General features: G+C 71.4%; 13 protein-coding genes. 6 read left to right on the forward strand and 7 right to left on the reverse strand.

Annotation, left to right across the window (positions count from 1 at the left end; genetic code table 11):
* Positions 1-6: 6 nt before the first annotated feature.
* From P3F85_RS15710 to P3F85_RS15725, 4 genes are all read right to left on the reverse strand, one after another.
* The gene (locus tag P3F85_RS15710) at positions 7-1,701 is read right to left on the reverse strand and encodes an ABC transporter permease (protein WP_374008779.1); all 1,695 of its coding nucleotides are present in this window, start codon (positions 1,699-1,701) and stop codon (positions 7-9) included.
* Positions 1,698-2,639, reverse strand: a complete 942-nt coding sequence (locus P3F85_RS15715) for an ATP-binding cassette domain-containing protein (protein WP_374008780.1) — start codon at positions 2,637-2,639, stop codon at positions 1,698-1,700. The genes P3F85_RS15710 and P3F85_RS15715 overlap by 4 nt, the downstream gene beginning before the upstream one ends.
* A gap of 54 nt (positions 2,640-2,693) precedes the next feature.
* Complete coding sequence (locus tag P3F85_RS15720) at positions 2,694-3,518, reverse strand: hypothetical protein (protein ID WP_374008781.1); 825 nt, start codon at positions 3,516-3,518, stop codon at positions 2,694-2,696.
* Between the two features lie 70 nt (positions 3,519-3,588).
* Positions 3,589-4,209: a hypothetical protein gene (locus P3F85_RS15725; RefSeq protein ID WP_374008782.1), complete on the reverse strand. Its 621-nt coding sequence runs from the start codon at positions 4,207-4,209 to the stop codon at positions 3,589-3,591.
* 73 nt (positions 4,210-4,282) lie between these two features.
* Here P3F85_RS15725 and P3F85_RS15730 point away from each other — a divergent pair, with 73 nt between their 5' ends.
* The gene (locus P3F85_RS15730; RefSeq protein ID WP_374008783.1) at positions 4,283-5,623 is read left to right on the forward strand and encodes an MATE family efflux transporter; all 1,341 of its coding nucleotides are present in this window, start codon (positions 4,283-4,285) and stop codon (positions 5,621-5,623) included.
* 150 nt (positions 5,624-5,773) lie between these two features.
* Here the strand turns inward: P3F85_RS15730 and P3F85_RS15735 are convergent, their stop codons facing one another.
* Both P3F85_RS15735 and P3F85_RS15740 read right to left on the reverse strand, forming a co-directional pair.
* Positions 5,774-6,982 carry an amidohydrolase gene (locus P3F85_RS15735; protein WP_374008784.1) on the reverse strand — a complete coding sequence of 403 codons (1,209 nt, stop codon included), beginning with the start codon at positions 6,980-6,982 and terminating at the stop codon, positions 5,774-5,776.
* A gap of 23 nt (positions 6,983-7,005) precedes the next feature.
* Positions 7,006-8,076, reverse strand: a complete 1,071-nt coding sequence (locus P3F85_RS15740) for a LacI family DNA-binding transcriptional regulator (protein ID WP_374008785.1) — start codon at positions 8,074-8,076, stop codon at positions 7,006-7,008.
* 69 nt (positions 8,077-8,145) lie between these two features.
* Between P3F85_RS15740 and P3F85_RS15745 the strand changes: the two genes are divergently transcribed.
* Positions 8,146-9,411: an MFS transporter gene (locus P3F85_RS15745; RefSeq protein ID WP_374008786.1), complete on the forward strand. Its 1,266-nt coding sequence runs from the start codon at positions 8,146-8,148 to the stop codon at positions 9,409-9,411.
* Between the two features lie 90 nt (positions 9,412-9,501).
* Here P3F85_RS15745 and P3F85_RS15750 read toward each other — a convergent pair whose 3' ends face one another.
* Positions 9,502-10,548, reverse strand: a complete 1,047-nt coding sequence (locus P3F85_RS15750; RefSeq protein ID WP_374008787.1) for a lactonase family protein — start codon at positions 10,546-10,548, stop codon at positions 9,502-9,504.
* Between the two features lie 71 nt (positions 10,549-10,619).
* On the opposite strand from P3F85_RS15750, the gene nucS reads away from it, so the two are divergent.
* The 4 genes from nucS (at position 10,620) to P3F85_RS15770 (ending at position 12,991) form a co-directional block, all read left to right on the forward strand.
* Positions 10,620-11,315: an endonuclease NucS gene (gene nucS / locus P3F85_RS15755; protein ID WP_374008788.1), complete on the forward strand. Its 696-nt coding sequence runs from the start codon at positions 10,620-10,622 to the stop codon at positions 11,313-11,315.
* On the forward strand, positions 11,315-11,740 hold the full coding sequence (locus tag P3F85_RS15760) for an SseB family protein (protein WP_374008789.1): 426 nt from the start codon (positions 11,315-11,317) through the stop codon (positions 11,738-11,740). The genes nucS and P3F85_RS15760 overlap by 1 nt, the downstream gene beginning before the upstream one ends.
* A 37-nt stretch (positions 11,741-11,777) precedes the next feature.
* A complete protein-coding gene (locus tag P3F85_RS15765; protein WP_374008790.1) occupies positions 11,778-12,455 on the forward strand; it encodes an HAD hydrolase-like protein in 678 nt (225 codons plus the stop codon).
* A gap of 92 nt (positions 12,456-12,547) precedes the next feature.
* Positions 12,548-12,991 (forward strand): hypothetical protein, encoded by a 444-nt coding sequence (locus P3F85_RS15770; protein WP_374008791.1) that lies wholly within the window; start codon positions 12,548-12,550, stop codon positions 12,989-12,991.
* Positions 12,992-13,012: the final 21 nt, after the last annotated feature.

The following is a 13,012-nucleotide window of genomic DNA, read 5'->3' on the forward strand; positions in this document are numbered from 1 at the left end:
CTACGCCTATCCAAGCACCAGGCCGCGCCGCCGGATCAGCGCTGCCGCGACCAGGAGGGACGCGACCGTGATGGCGAGCATCCAATATCCCCCGGTCCAGTCGACGTCCCCGACGACCACGGGGGCGTCGGCGAATGGAGACAGGTGCCGGATGCCCTCGGGAAGGTCGATGAGGCCGCCGAAGATGCCGACGAAGGCACCGAGCCCGAGCGCTGCCCAGCCGAGGGGGATGGTCCAGGTCGGCAGCACGACGAACACCAGCGTCAGCACGCCGAGGTAGACGAGCGCCACCGGCAGCTGGGCGGCCGCGGCCGCGAACGAGTAGCCGATGGTGGACAGGTCCTCCCCCGCGGCAGCCAGGGACAGTCCGGAGGCGATCGCCGCGACCAGCAGGACCACCACCACGGCGCCCACCCCTACCGCGACGAACGAGAGCATCCAGCCCGTGCGCGACACCGGGGTCGCGAGCAGCGTCTCGGCAGTGCCCGACTGCTCCTCCTGGCGCATGCGGATCACCGCCTGGACCGCGCACGCGGCGGCGAGCACGCCGACGATCGCGAAGATCGCCGAGATGAAGAGCGGCGTGAGCGGGCCCGATCCGCCCGCGCCGATCTTCCGGAGAGCCTCCCGGATGCCCGCCAGATTCGGGTCGGCAGCGAGCGAGCTGTTGATCGAGCTGGAGAGCGATCCGGCCAGGAGGCCGCCGAGCACGCCTCCGACCGCCCAGCCGATGATGGTCGGCCGCTGCAGGTGCCAGGCGAGACCGACCACGCCGGACAGCGTCGCCGGAGCCATCGCACGGCCGGGCCGTTCGGCGATCAGTCCGGCGCCCGAGTCGCGGACGGACTGCAGGGCGAACACACCGGCGACCAGGATGGCGGCGAAGCCGAGTTGGAGCAGGACGGGCCACCAGTCGTTCGCGGTGTAGGGCGCGGCCTGCTGCCCCCAGCCGATCGGGCTCAGCCAGCTCGGCCACGCCGCAGTCAGGTGCGTGCCGTCGCCGTACGGCGTGCCCGTCGCGTCGCCGATGCCGCGCAGCAGGTACGCGGCGACCACGACCGCCGCCGCGAATCCATTCGCCCCACGGGAGGTGCTCATCACTTGCGAGAGCAGCAGCCCGACCCCGAAGAACGCGAGCCCGGCGCCCGCGGTCACGACACCGGTGAGCAAGGATCCGTCCGCCGGGAGGCCCACGGCGATGAAGCCCAGCGCGGTGACCAGGGCGAGCACGACGTTCGCCATCACCGCGTGGACGACCGTGGCGACGGTCGGAAGCAGCCGGCCTGCCGGTGTTGCGCCGACGAGCTCGGCGCGCCCCGACTCCTCCTCCGCCCGGGAGTGGCGGACGGCGAGGAACGTGTTCATGAGTCCGGCGAGCAGGGCGAGGAACGTGAAGATCTCGAAGAAGGTGAGAGCAGCCATGCTCGGCCCCTGAGGGAGACCGCGTAGCACCAGGATGGTCGGGTCGGTGACGGCGAGGCGAAGCACTTGCACGCGCGCGAGGGCGCTCCCGTACGTCTGCTGGAGGCTCGCCGCCGAGAAGGCGCCCAGCACGCCGATCGACAGGATCCAGATCAGGAGCTGCCAGCGGTCGCGGCGCAGCCGTTGCCGGAGCAGCGCCCCCAGCGTCGCGAACGCGCCCGGTCGTGGGGACACCCCGCTCGTGCGCACCGTGTCGGGGCGCACCGTGGTCGCGCTCATCGCGTCGCCGCCTCCTCCGTGGCCGACTCGGCGGCGAGGTCGTCGCCGTAGTGCCGCAGGAAGAGCTCCTCAAGGGACGGCGGCGCGACGGTGAGGCCCCGGACATCCAGCCGGGCAAGTGCTGCGAGGAGAGCCGCGAGCGAGTCGCTGTCGGCCGTGAACCGCACCCGACCCTCCCGCACCTGCAGCTCATGGGCGCCGGGCAGCTGAGCCAGCGCGTCCTCGCCCACGCCCTCGGCGCGGAAGGTCACCTCGGTCCTCGTCAGGTGCCGGAGCTCGTCCAGCGTCCCGGTCTCCACCGTCCGCCCGGCGCGGATGATCGTGACGCGATCGCAGAGCTGCTCGACCTCCGACAGGATGTGACTGGAGAGGAGCACCGTGGCTCCCTCGGCGGCGACGCGCCGGATCTCCGAATCGAAGACGGCCTCCATCAGCGGGTCGAGACCGCTTGTCGGCTCGTCGAGGATGTACAGGTCGGCCGGGGTCGCGAGCGCCGCGACCAGCGCCACCTTCTGGCGGTTGCCCTTGGAGTAGGCCCGGCCCTTCTTGGTCGGATCGAGCTGGAAGACGTCGAGGAGCCGCTTCTTGCGCTGGGCGTACAGCGCCCGATCGGCGGTCCCACCCCGGAGGCGCGCGAGGAGGTCCAGGGCCTCTCCTCCGGACAGGTTGGGCCAGAGACTCACGTCGCCGGGCACGTATGCGACACGGCGGTGGAGGTCGACCGCATCCTTCCAGGGGTCCCGGCCGAAGAGGGTCGCCCGGCCGCCGTCCGCACGGGCGAGGCCGAGGAGCACCCGGATCGTCGTGGACTTGCCCGCGCCGTTCGGACCGAGGAATCCGTGGACGGTTCCCTCGCCGACGGTCAGGTCGAGTCCGTCGAGGGCGCGCACGCGCCCGTATCGCTTTTCGAGTCCGGAGACGTCGATCACCGCGTTCATAGGCGGGATGCTACGCCTAATTCAGTAATTTGTGAAACTTGTGTTTGCTGCGCCTCAGGCCTGACCGCAATCGACCGCGTCGATGCCGGCGTAGTCGTGTACGGACGCCGAATCCGGGATGGTCAGCGTGTACGGCACGGCCGCCTCCAGATCGAGGGTCGTGCTCCACTCGTCGACCACCTCACCCTCCGGGGTGTCGGAGAAGCCCGCCGTGACGGTCGCCCCGGCGCAGGTCTCGCCGGGGGTGAGTTCGAAGGTCCACCCGTCGACGTAGTGGATGTGGACGCCGTCCACGTCGTAGTCCGCCACTCCCGAGTCATCGGGACCGCCCGCCGAGGGGTCCGGCGAAGGGATGTCCGACGGCTGGTCGAACGGCGCCGCGCTGGAGCTGCCCTCCGCTTGCGTCAGTCGGCTGGAACTGTGCGCGATCGCGACGATGGCGAAGACCGCCACGAGGAGGACGACGAGTCCGGCCGCAATGCTGCCGACCGTGATGCCGACGATGGCGCCCGTGGACATGCGACGGCGCGCCGGGGCAGGCGGATACCACGGGCCGGGTGCCCCGGAGGGAGGGTACGGAACGTGCTGCTGGCCGTAGCCGGCAGGCGGGTACCCCGGCTGCTGCGGGTACTGCTGCTGCCCGGCAGCCTGCTGCGGGGTGGGTTGCTGCGAGGCAGCCTGCTGCGAGGTGGCCTGCTGCGGGTACGGCGCCTGCCACGCCGAAGCCGCGAGGAGCGCATCCCGTGCCGCCGTCAGTGCGTCCCGGCGCTCGACATCCGGCCCGGCGTCCGCAAGGTGAGCGGCATACGCGCGGTCGACGTCGTCGGGCGTCGCAGAAGGCGACACCCCCAGTAGTGCTGCAGCCTCGTTCGGACTCACCGCGCCCCCTCGTCACGTGTACGCGTACGGCTCGATCGTAGTGGGCCGTTGCGCGAACGGCGGCGTCCGGTCAGGCGACGATTCCGTCGAGCCCCCGCACCATGCGCCCGTTGCGATTGCCGGGGCGCTCGGCCGTGCCGATCTCTCCGAGCTCGCGGATCGTCCGGTGGTAGTAACCGGCGGCCACTCCCGAGCGGTAGGCGCCGGGCTGGAGGTCGGCCTCGTTGCGGAGGCGGATCTCGGCCCGCGCGGCCTCGATCGGCGTGATGATCTTGACCCCGGCGCGGTAGCGGATCAGCCGGTGCACCCACTGGTCCAGCGGCTCGGGCAACCCGGCGGGAACGCGGTCATGATCGGCGGCCAGAGATCCGCGGCTTCGCGCCGTCGACCGCGGGTCGAGTGCCGTCCCGTTCGCCGCCGCTTCCCGGTCCGCCCGGCGCCGGTCTGCCGCCATGACCGACAGCAGGTCGTCGTGGCGGTTGGCCTGTTGTGAGAGCACGGCGAGCTCGTCGACGGCCGTCGCCAGCTCCTCCTCGTATCCGGTGTACGACTCCGGATGCGCGGCCCGGTCGTTCAGCAGATCGGTGCGGGCGGCCGCCGCCTGCGAGCGCGTGAGGATGGTGCGCCCGTTGCGGACCCGCTCCAGCCGCCACGTCCAGGTGGCGAGCGGTTCGGGCATCAGGTTGCTCATGGCTCCACCGTAGGTGCGGCCACCGACATCGGAGGGAGCAGGAGTCGCGCGTCGGTGGACGGGGCTAGCGTGGATGGTCGTGAGCACCATCCTGCGCCGTCCCGTCGATCGCGAGATCCTCCGCCTCGCGGTGCCAGCGCTGGGCGCGCTGGTCGCCGAGCCGGTCTTCCTGCTCGCGGATTCGGCCATGGTCGGGCACCTGGGCGTCGATCCGCTCGCCGGCCTGGGAATCGCGAGTGCGGTGCTCCAGACGATCGTCGGCCTGATGGTGTTCCTCGCCTACAGCACGACGCCGGCAGTGGCGCGGCGCATCGGCGCGGGCGACGAGCGCGGCGCGGTCGCGGCCGGCATCGACGGGTGCTGGCTCGCCCTCGTGCTCGGCGTGGTGCTGGCGGCTGCCGGGTGGGCGGCCTCCCCGTTCCTCGTCGGGCTCTTCGGCGCCTCGCCCGGGGTGACGGCGCAGGCGACGACGTACCTGACGCTGTCGATGCTCGGGCTGCCCGCAATGCTGCTCGTCTTCGCGGCGACCGGTCTGCTGCGAGGGTTGCAGGACACGCGCACACCGCTCGCCGTCGCGGTGGCCGGCTTCGCTGCGAACATCCTGCTGAACTACCTCTTCATCTATGTGGCCGGCTTCGGACTCGCCGGCTCAGCGCTCGGCACGGTGGCGGCGCAGTGGGCGATGGTGCTCGTCTACGCGGTGGTCGTGGCGCGGCATGCCCGCAGGGTCCGGGCATCCCTGCTCCCCCATCATGCGGGAATCGGTCGCACGGCGCGCGCAGGCGGCTGGCTGCTCCTCCGCACCGCTAGCCTGCGCGCGGCCATGCTGCTCGCCGTGTTCGCGGCGACGCAGCAGGGCCCGGAGGAGCTGGCCGCTTTCCAGGTGACCATGACCGTGTTCGCGACGCTCGCGTTCGCACTCGATGCGCTCGCGATCGCCGCGCAGGCGCTGATCGGCAAGGGGCTGGGCGAGGGAGACCTGGCGGGCGTGCGTGCGGTGCTGAGGCGCTGCATCCAATGGGGCGTCGGCGCAGGAGTCGTGCTGGGAGTGGCCACGATCGCCCTCAGCCCGTTCGCCGCCGCGCTGTTCACGAGCGATGCCTCGGTCGCCGCGCTTCTGCCCCTATCGCTCGCGATCGTCGGAGTCGGCGCCCCCCTGGGCGGTTACGTGTTCGTGCTCGACGGCGTGCTGATCGGCGCCGGGGACGCCCGGTATCTCGCGGTGACCGGACTCGTGAACGTCGCGGTGTTCCTCCCGCTCGCGGCTGCGGCCGCGGCGTGGGGCGGCCACGGAGCAGCGGGCCTTGCCGCGCTCACCGCCGCCTTCGCGCTGGGTTACCTCGGAGCCCGGGCGGTCACCCTGGGACTGCGGGCACGCGGCCGGGTGTGGATGCGCGCGGGCGCGACGGTCTGACACGCTGACGGTGCTGGCCGCCGGCCCGCACCGAAGGAGATATTCACATGTGGCGGGCGAATCTCCTTCACCACTGCCGATCGAAGGAGATTCGGCACCCGATCTCCTTCGATCCGTCCCCGGCAGGGCGCGCGGGCCGGGCGGCGGCGCTCAGGCCAGCCACTCCCGCGCGGCGACGACGAGCGCGCGCACACCGGTGTCGATCGTCGGCTGCGGCACCGGCGCGAAGAACGGAGAGTGGTTCGTCGGGATGTCCGTCTCGACCGTCCCCGCCGCCATCGCGGTGAGCACGGTCTCCGGGTCGGCGCCCCCGAGCATCCAATAGACCAGCGGAGCTCCTGCGGCGGTGGCCAGGTTTCCGACGTCCTCGCTGCCCGAGAGCGCACCGGGCCGCAGCACCTGGTCCTCGCCGAACTCGGCGGCGAAAGCGGCGTTCACGCGATCGGTCGACTCGGGGTCGTTCACCGTGACGGGGTACCGCTCGCCCCACACCATGTCCGGCTCCTTCGGGGCACCCGAGGCCTGCGATTCGGCGCGGATGATCCGGTCCACCCCTTCGAGCACGTGCGAACGCACCTCCTCGTTGAAGCTGCGGACGCTGATCCCGAGCGTGGCCTCGGCCGCGATGATGTTGTTCTTCGTGCCCGCGTGGAGGCTGCCGACAGTGACGACCGCCGTCTCGCTCGGCGCGATCTCCCGCGATACGACCGTCTGGAGCCTCATCACCGTCGCCGCCGCCATCACGACCGGGTCGATCGTGGTCTCCGGCCGCGACCCGTGGCCGCCACGACCGTGCAGGGTGACCTCCATGGTGTCGACGGCGGCCATTGCGGCGCCCGGATGCGCACCGACCATTCCGGCCGGGGCGGGCAGCACGTGCTGGCCGAGCACCACATCCGGCACGGGGACCTTCTCGTACAGTCCGTCGTCGACCATGACCTGCGCGCCGCCGCCGTGCTCCTCCGCCGGCTGGAAGAGCGCGACCAGAGTGCCCGACCAGTCCGCGCGGGAGCCGACGAGCGCCTCCACCGCTCCGAGCAGGCAGGTGATGTGGATGTCGTGCCCGCAGGCGTGCATCAGCGGGATCGAGTTGCCTGCGGCATCGGTCACGGTCTGCGTCGAGGCCCACGGCAGACCGGTCTGCTCGCGGACGGGGAGCGCATCCATGTCGGCCCGCAGGAGCACCGTCGCGCCCTCGCCGTTGCGCAGGACGCCGACGACGCCGGTCGTCGCGATGCCGCTGTGCACCTCCAGGCCAAGCGCGGTCAGCCGGTCGGCGACGATGCCTGCCGTGCGGTGCTCGGTGAAGGCGAGCTCGGGGTGGGAGTGCAGGTCGCGGTAGAGGGCTTCGAGATCCATGCCGCCAGCCTACGACCGGGGCCCTACCGCTTCTGCGGCGCCGCGGTGGTGTTGCCCCGATGGAAGACGCTCGTGAAGGTGGAGGGATGCGGCTCGCCGCCCGAGAGCATTTCCACGACGGCGCGACCCGCGGCGCGCCCCTTCTCGACGGCCGGCTGCACGAGCGTGGTCAGGTCGTAGGGCCACAGTCCGTCGACCCGGACACCGTCGAAACCCACAACGCTGACGTCCCCCGGCACCTCGAGGCCGAGCTCTTCGGCGGCGCGGATGACGCCCGCGGCGAGCAGGTCGCTCTGCGCGATGACGGCCGTGGGACGACGGGTCGGGTCGTCGAGGAGCGCGCGCCCGGCGAGTCGTCCCTCCTCGACGAACGAACCGCGGGTGACCCATCCACTCGCCTCCGGGAAGACATCGCGCGCGCCGGCGAGCCGGTCGAGCGCCGTGGTGGAGCTAGCGACGGCGAGGCGGTCCGGCGTCAGGGCGCCGCGCGCGCGGTCGCGGGTGAGGGAGAGGGCCACGACGGCGACGTCGCGGTGGCCGAGGTCGTACAGGTGCTGAGCGGCGAGGCGCGTCGCGTCGCGGTTGTCCTGCCCGATGGTCGGAACGCCGTCCGCGGGGTCTCCTTCGATCGCGACGAGGGGGATGCCGCGCTGGCGCAGGGTGGCGACCGACTCGTCGAGCCGGGGGCTGCAGCCGACGAGGATCACCGCATCCATCGGCGCGTCCTCGATGCGCTGGGCGGCCTGACCCGCGTCGGTGAGGATGAGGAGGCCGGCGTCGATCGCACCGATCTCTTCGGTGATGCCGTCGAGCAGTGCGATTTTGATGGGGTCGCGGAACGCGTCGCGGACGCGCTCCTCCATGACGACGCCCACGATTCCGGAGCGGCCCGTGCGCAGGGAGCGAGCGCGGGGATCGGGCCCGGCGTAGTTGAGCTCCTTGGCCGCGGCGAGCACGCGCTCGCGCGTGGCGTCGGAGACCGGGCCGGTGCCCGAGAAGGCGAGGGACGCCGTCGAGTTGGACACCCCGGCGAGGCGGGCGACGGCGGCCAGCGTCGGCCGCGAGGCGACCGGGGCTGTGCTGGGTTCGTTCACGTGTGATAGCTTAGTCGAATCGTTTCGATCGAAACGATTCGAGCCGCTGAACCCACAGGAACCGCTCCGATGTCACAGCCGACCTCCGCCCCGACGCGCGACCGCCGAGAGCTGAAAGCCTGGCGGAACGCGATCTTCGTGATCTTCATCCTGAGCGGTCTCGCGATCGCCAGCTGGGTCGCACGCATCCCCGGCGTCCGAGACGACCTCGCGCTCGGCAAGGACCCGTCGGCTGTCGGCCTGCTCATCCTGGGCATGTCGGTGGGTGCCATCCTGGGCCTCACCCTCTCCTCCTCGGTGCTGGGACGCTTCGGGCCGCACCGAGGGATGGTCGGCTCGCTCATCATCGTGTCGGTCGGCACCCTCTTCATCGGCTTCGGCGCCACGACGTTCCACAATGTCGTCCTGGTGGCGATCGGACTCATCCTGCTCGGCTTCGGCAACGGGATGGTCGACGTGATGATGAACGTCGAAGCGACAGCGGTCGAGCGCGAGATCGGCAAGACGCTGCTCCCCCTGATGCATGCCTGCTTCAGCCTCGGGACGGTCCTCGGCGCGGGAATCGGCGCCCTCGCCGCATGGCTCGCGGTGCCCGTCGTCTGGCATCTGCTCGGGGTCGCCGTCGCGATCGTGGTCGTTGCGGTGATCGCGATCCGCTACATCCCGCGCGAGGCCGACCTCGGCGACCAGGATGCCGCAGCGACCGAGCGCATCCCCTTCGGCGAGCGCGTGCGCACGTCGCTGGCGGTGTGGGCGGACTGGCGGCTCATCCTGATCGGCGTCGTCATGCTCGGGATGGCGTTCGGCGAGGGATCGGCGAACGACTGGATCTCGCTCGCCGTCGTCGACGGGCACGGCCAGTCCAACTCGATCGGCGCCGTCGTCTTCGCGTTCTTCGTGGCGGCCATGACCGTTGGCCGCGTCGCCGGCGGTCCGATGGTGGACCGCATCGGCCGGGTCGCGGCCATCCGCATCACCGCTGGGCTGGGCGCGGTCGGACTGGTGCTGTTCATCGTGGGTGGCCCGATGTGGCTCGTGGTGATCGGGACCGTGCTGTGGGGTTTCGGGGTGTCGCTGGGCTTCCCGCTCGGGATGTCCGCTGCGGCCGACGGTGCCTCGAACCCGGCCGCCCGCGTGTCGGCCGTCGCGATCATCGGCTACTGCGCGTTCCTGGCGGGTCCGCCGCTGATCGGCTTCCTCGGGCAGCACTTCGGCCTGCTGAACGCGCTGTTCCTCGTGCTGGCACTCCTGATCGCCGCGTTCCTGGCGGCGCCGTCCGTGCGTCCGATCGCGGTACCTGCCGCCGAGCGCGAGAGCGCGCCCGAGGCCGCCTGACCCGCGCCGGCGCGGAGTCGCCGAGTGGTGACGAGATGTCGCCACTCATGCGCGATTCGCGCAACGACTCACGAGTCGGGCGCACCACGCCTACACGAAGGCGAGCCGCACCGGGGTCGGGACGGGGGACGCCCCGAGCGGTCGGAGCGAGCGCGCCGCGTCGTCGAACGCGAAGACGGTGACCTCGTCGCTGTCCTGGCACGCCGCGAGCACGCGATCCCCCTCCGGCGAGATCACCAGATCGCGCGGCGACACGCCTCCGACCGGAACCGACTCCTCCAGGGTCACCCGGGACGCCGCGGGGTCGAAGGAGAAGACCGCGATCGTGTCGTCCCCGCGGTTGCTCACCAGCACGGTCGTCCCCGAGGCCGCGACGCACACGGCCGCCGGCGCGTTGTCGCCCGTGGCACCGTCCGCCCGCGTGGTGGTGCTCTGCACCCGCTCGAAACGGGTGCCCTCGCGGCGGAGCACGTCGATGCTGGAGTCGAGCTCGTTCACGAGAAGCGCGTGGATCCCGTCCGGATGGAAGTCGAGGTGCCGCGGACCGGCCGAGCCGATCACGACGGTCGCCTCCGCGCGCAGGCCGACTCCACCATCCGGCGCGAGCGTGTACCAGCGCACTTCGCCGAGCCCGAGGTCCACCACTACGACGTCGCCGGTCACCGGGTCGACGCTCAGCTGGTGGACGTGGGGGCCCTCCTGGCGGGCGGGATCCGGCCCGCGCCCCTCGTGCTGGACGAACGCGGTCCGCTCGCCGATCGAGCCGTCCGACTGGAGCGCGAACACCGAGAAGGTGCCGCTCCCGTACGTCCCGGCCAGCAGCAGCGGGAGGGTCGGATGCACGACGAGGTGCGCGGGCGATGCGCCGCCGCTCGAGACCGACCCGAGTTCCGTCAGGGTGCCATCGCCGTCGCGGGCGAACGCGACGATCCGCCCGTCCGGCTCCGTCTCGCTGACCGCGTAGACCGCACCGCCACCCGGCGCGACCGCCACCCACGACGGATTTGTCACCTGCGCGGCGACCACCGCATCCAGCACGGACGAGCCGTCGAACCGCGCCGTGAGCACCCCCTCGGCGTGACCATCGACGTGCGGAAGGGTTTCGGTGTACGTGCCGATCAGGAGTTCGCGGGCCATGCGCCCCATCCTGCCAGCGCCGTCCCGCCGATGCCCGGGCGCGCTCGCCCGGTTGCACTTAGGATGTTCCGGTGCGTCTCGTCATTGCCAACTGCTCCGTCGACTATGCCGGCCGGCTGAGCGCGCACCTGCCGCTCGCGACGCGGCTGCTGATGCTGAAGACGGACGGCAGCCTCCTCGTCCACTCCGACGGCGGGTCCTACAAGCCCCTCAACTGGATGAGCCCGCCCTGCACGGTCGCCATCGACGAACCGGACGAGCTGCAGCAGGCGGCCGGCATCCGCGAGGTGTGGCGTGTCACCCAGGCCAAGACGGCGGACATGCTCGTGGTGTCGATCCACGAGATCCTCAGCGACACCTCCCACGACCTCGGGATCGACCCGGGACTGCAGAAGGACGGTGTGGAGGCGCACCTGCAGAAGCTCCTCGCCGAGCAGATCCACCTCCTCGGCGACGGGCACGTGCTCGTGCGCCGCGAGTACATGACCGCTATCGGGCCCGTCGACATCCTGGCCCGGGATGCCGCCGGTGCCGCCGTCGCCGTCGAGTTGAAACGTCGCGGCGACATCGACGGGGTGGAGCAGCTGACCCGCTACCTGGAGCTGATGAACCGCGACCCGCACCTGGCTCCGGTGACCGGGATCTTCGCCGCCCAGGAGATCAAGCCGCAAGCCCGCACTCTGGCCGAGGACCGCGGAATCCGCTGCCTCGTGCTCGACTACGACGCGATGCGCGGGCTCGACGACAGTGAAAGCAGGCTTTTCTGATGGCCGCACCGCGACCGCGCTTCCCGCAGAGCTACGAGAACGCACCCGTGCGGAAGGCGCTCGCCGCCATCGCCGCCGAGCCGTCCCGGGAGAACCTGGATGCGCTGCTCGCGGCGGCGACGAAGGGCGGCCTGGTGGTGGATGTGACCGGCTCGACCCCGCAGGACACCCGGTTGCGCACCATCAGCTCGACCACCGGGGAGGCGGTGCTTCCGCTGTTCACGTCGATGAACGCGCTCCGTTCGGCCGTCGCGCAGACGGCCGAGGGCGAGGGCGCCCGGGTGCAGGCCGTGATCGTTCCCGCTCTGGAGGCGCTGGGCTTCATCCGGACGGCCGACTTCGTCGCGGTCCAGTTCGATCCCGGAGCCGGGCACACGATGGTCGTCGCGCGGTCCCACATCGAGTCCGCCCTCAGCGAGCACTGACCCGCGATTCAGAAACCTGACATACGCTAGGACCGCTATGACCAACCCGACCCCCACCGTCACCCGCACCTGGACGTGTGTTCTGTTCGACCTCGACGGAACCCTCACCGACTCCGCCCCCGGCATCACCTCCTCCCTCGCGCGCATGTTCGCGACCCTCGGAAAGCCGGTCCCCTCCCCTGCCCAGCTGCTCGAGTACGTCGGCCCGCCGCTGCTCGACTCCCTGGAGGCCTTCGGCGGGATGACCGAGACCGCCGCCCGCGAAGCCCTCGCCGTCTACCGGGCGGACTACGCCGAGCACGGAGCGCTCGACTCCGCCGTGTTCCCCGGCATCCGCGGGCTGCTCGAGCGGCTGCACGCCGCCGGGATCCCGCTCGCCCTGGCGACCAGCAAGCCGGAGATCCAGGCCACGCGCATCCTGGAGCACTTCGATCTCGCGAAGTACTTCGACGTCATCACCGGCGCGACGGAGGACGAGAGCCGCAGCGCCAAGGCGGACGTCGTGGAGGAGGCCCTGCGCCGCCTCGGCGCGCGCGGCGTCGACCTCGAGCACACCGTCATGGTGGGCGATCGTCAGTACGACGTGGAGGGCGCTGGCGCTCACGGTCTCCCGACCATCCTCGTCGAGTGGGGCTACGGCTCCCCCGCCGAGGCCGCCGGCGCCATCGCGGTGGTCCACTCGGCCGACCAGCTCAGCTCCCTGCTCCTGGGCTGAGCCGGAAGCGGACATCGGGGGACGCGGTCCCCGCGCTGCGCGAGTAACCTGGGTGGTTGCACAACCGCACCCATACAGCACTAGGAATCACTATGCGCACACGTAATCCGTTCGTTCCCGCCGCCATCGTCGCGGCCCTGACCATCGGCTCGCTCGCGGCCTGCTCCGGCGCCGGCAACACCAACTACGTCTCCTCGCACACACCCGCCTCGTCCTCGTCGGCTACGGCGGGCTCCAGCTCGGGATCGGACGACCAGCAGTCGGAGGAGCTTCCGTCGGACTTCCCGAAGGCCGACGTCCCGCTCGTCGACGGCACCGTCGTGGTCGCCCGCGGCGACAAGGACAACGGCTGGTCGGTGACGGTCCGGCCGTCCGGCAAGACCGGGTTCGCCGACGCTCAGTCGGCGCTGAAGGACAAGGGCTTCACCGAGCAGCCCGGCTCCTCGGACAGCAAGGCCGTCTTCACCAACGACAAGTACACGGTCGCCATCGGCACCCCCGGCGTCTCGGTCACCTACACCGTCACCGCCAACTAGCCTCGCCCGCCCCGGCCCTCC

This window comes from Leifsonia sp. T36S-04, assembly GCF_042465655.1.
In the GTDB taxonomy this organism is placed as follows: Bacteria; Actinomycetota; Actinomycetes; order Actinomycetales; family Microbacteriaceae; genus Leifsonia.

Excerpts from the sequence above, each read along its gene's own strand:
- P3F85_RS15710 (WP_374008779.1), bottom strand. The coding sequence starts at position 1,701 with ATGAGCGCGACCACGGTGCGCCCCGACACGGTGCGCACGAGCGGGGTG.
- P3F85_RS15715 (WP_374008780.1), bottom strand. The coding sequence starts at position 2,639 with ATGAACGCGGTGATCGACGTCTCCGGACTCGAAAAGCGATACGGGCGC.
- P3F85_RS15725 (WP_374008782.1), bottom strand. The coding sequence starts at position 4,209 with ATGAGCAACCTGATGCCCGAACCGCTCGCCACCTGGACGTGGCGGCTG.
- P3F85_RS15730 (WP_374008783.1), top strand. The coding sequence starts at position 4,283 with ATGGTCGTGAGCACCATCCTGCGCCGTCCCGTCGATCGCGAGATCCTC.
- P3F85_RS15735 (WP_374008784.1), bottom strand. The coding sequence starts at position 6,982 with ATGGATCTCGAAGCCCTCTACCGCGACCTGCACTCCCACCCCGAGCTC.
- P3F85_RS15745 (WP_374008786.1), top strand. The coding sequence starts at position 8,146 with ATGTCACAGCCGACCTCCGCCCCGACGCGCGACCGCCGAGAGCTGAAA.
- P3F85_RS15750 (WP_374008787.1), bottom strand. The coding sequence starts at position 10,548 with ATGGCCCGCGAACTCCTGATCGGCACGTACACCGAAACCCTTCCGCAC.
- P3F85_RS15760 (WP_374008789.1), top strand. The coding sequence starts at position 11,315 with ATGGCCGCACCGCGACCGCGCTTCCCGCAGAGCTACGAGAACGCACCC.
- P3F85_RS15765 (WP_374008790.1), top strand. The coding sequence starts at position 11,778 with ATGACCAACCCGACCCCCACCGTCACCCGCACCTGGACGTGTGTTCTG.
- P3F85_RS15770 (WP_374008791.1), top strand. The coding sequence starts at position 12,548 with ATGCGCACACGTAATCCGTTCGTTCCCGCCGCCATCGTCGCGGCCCTG.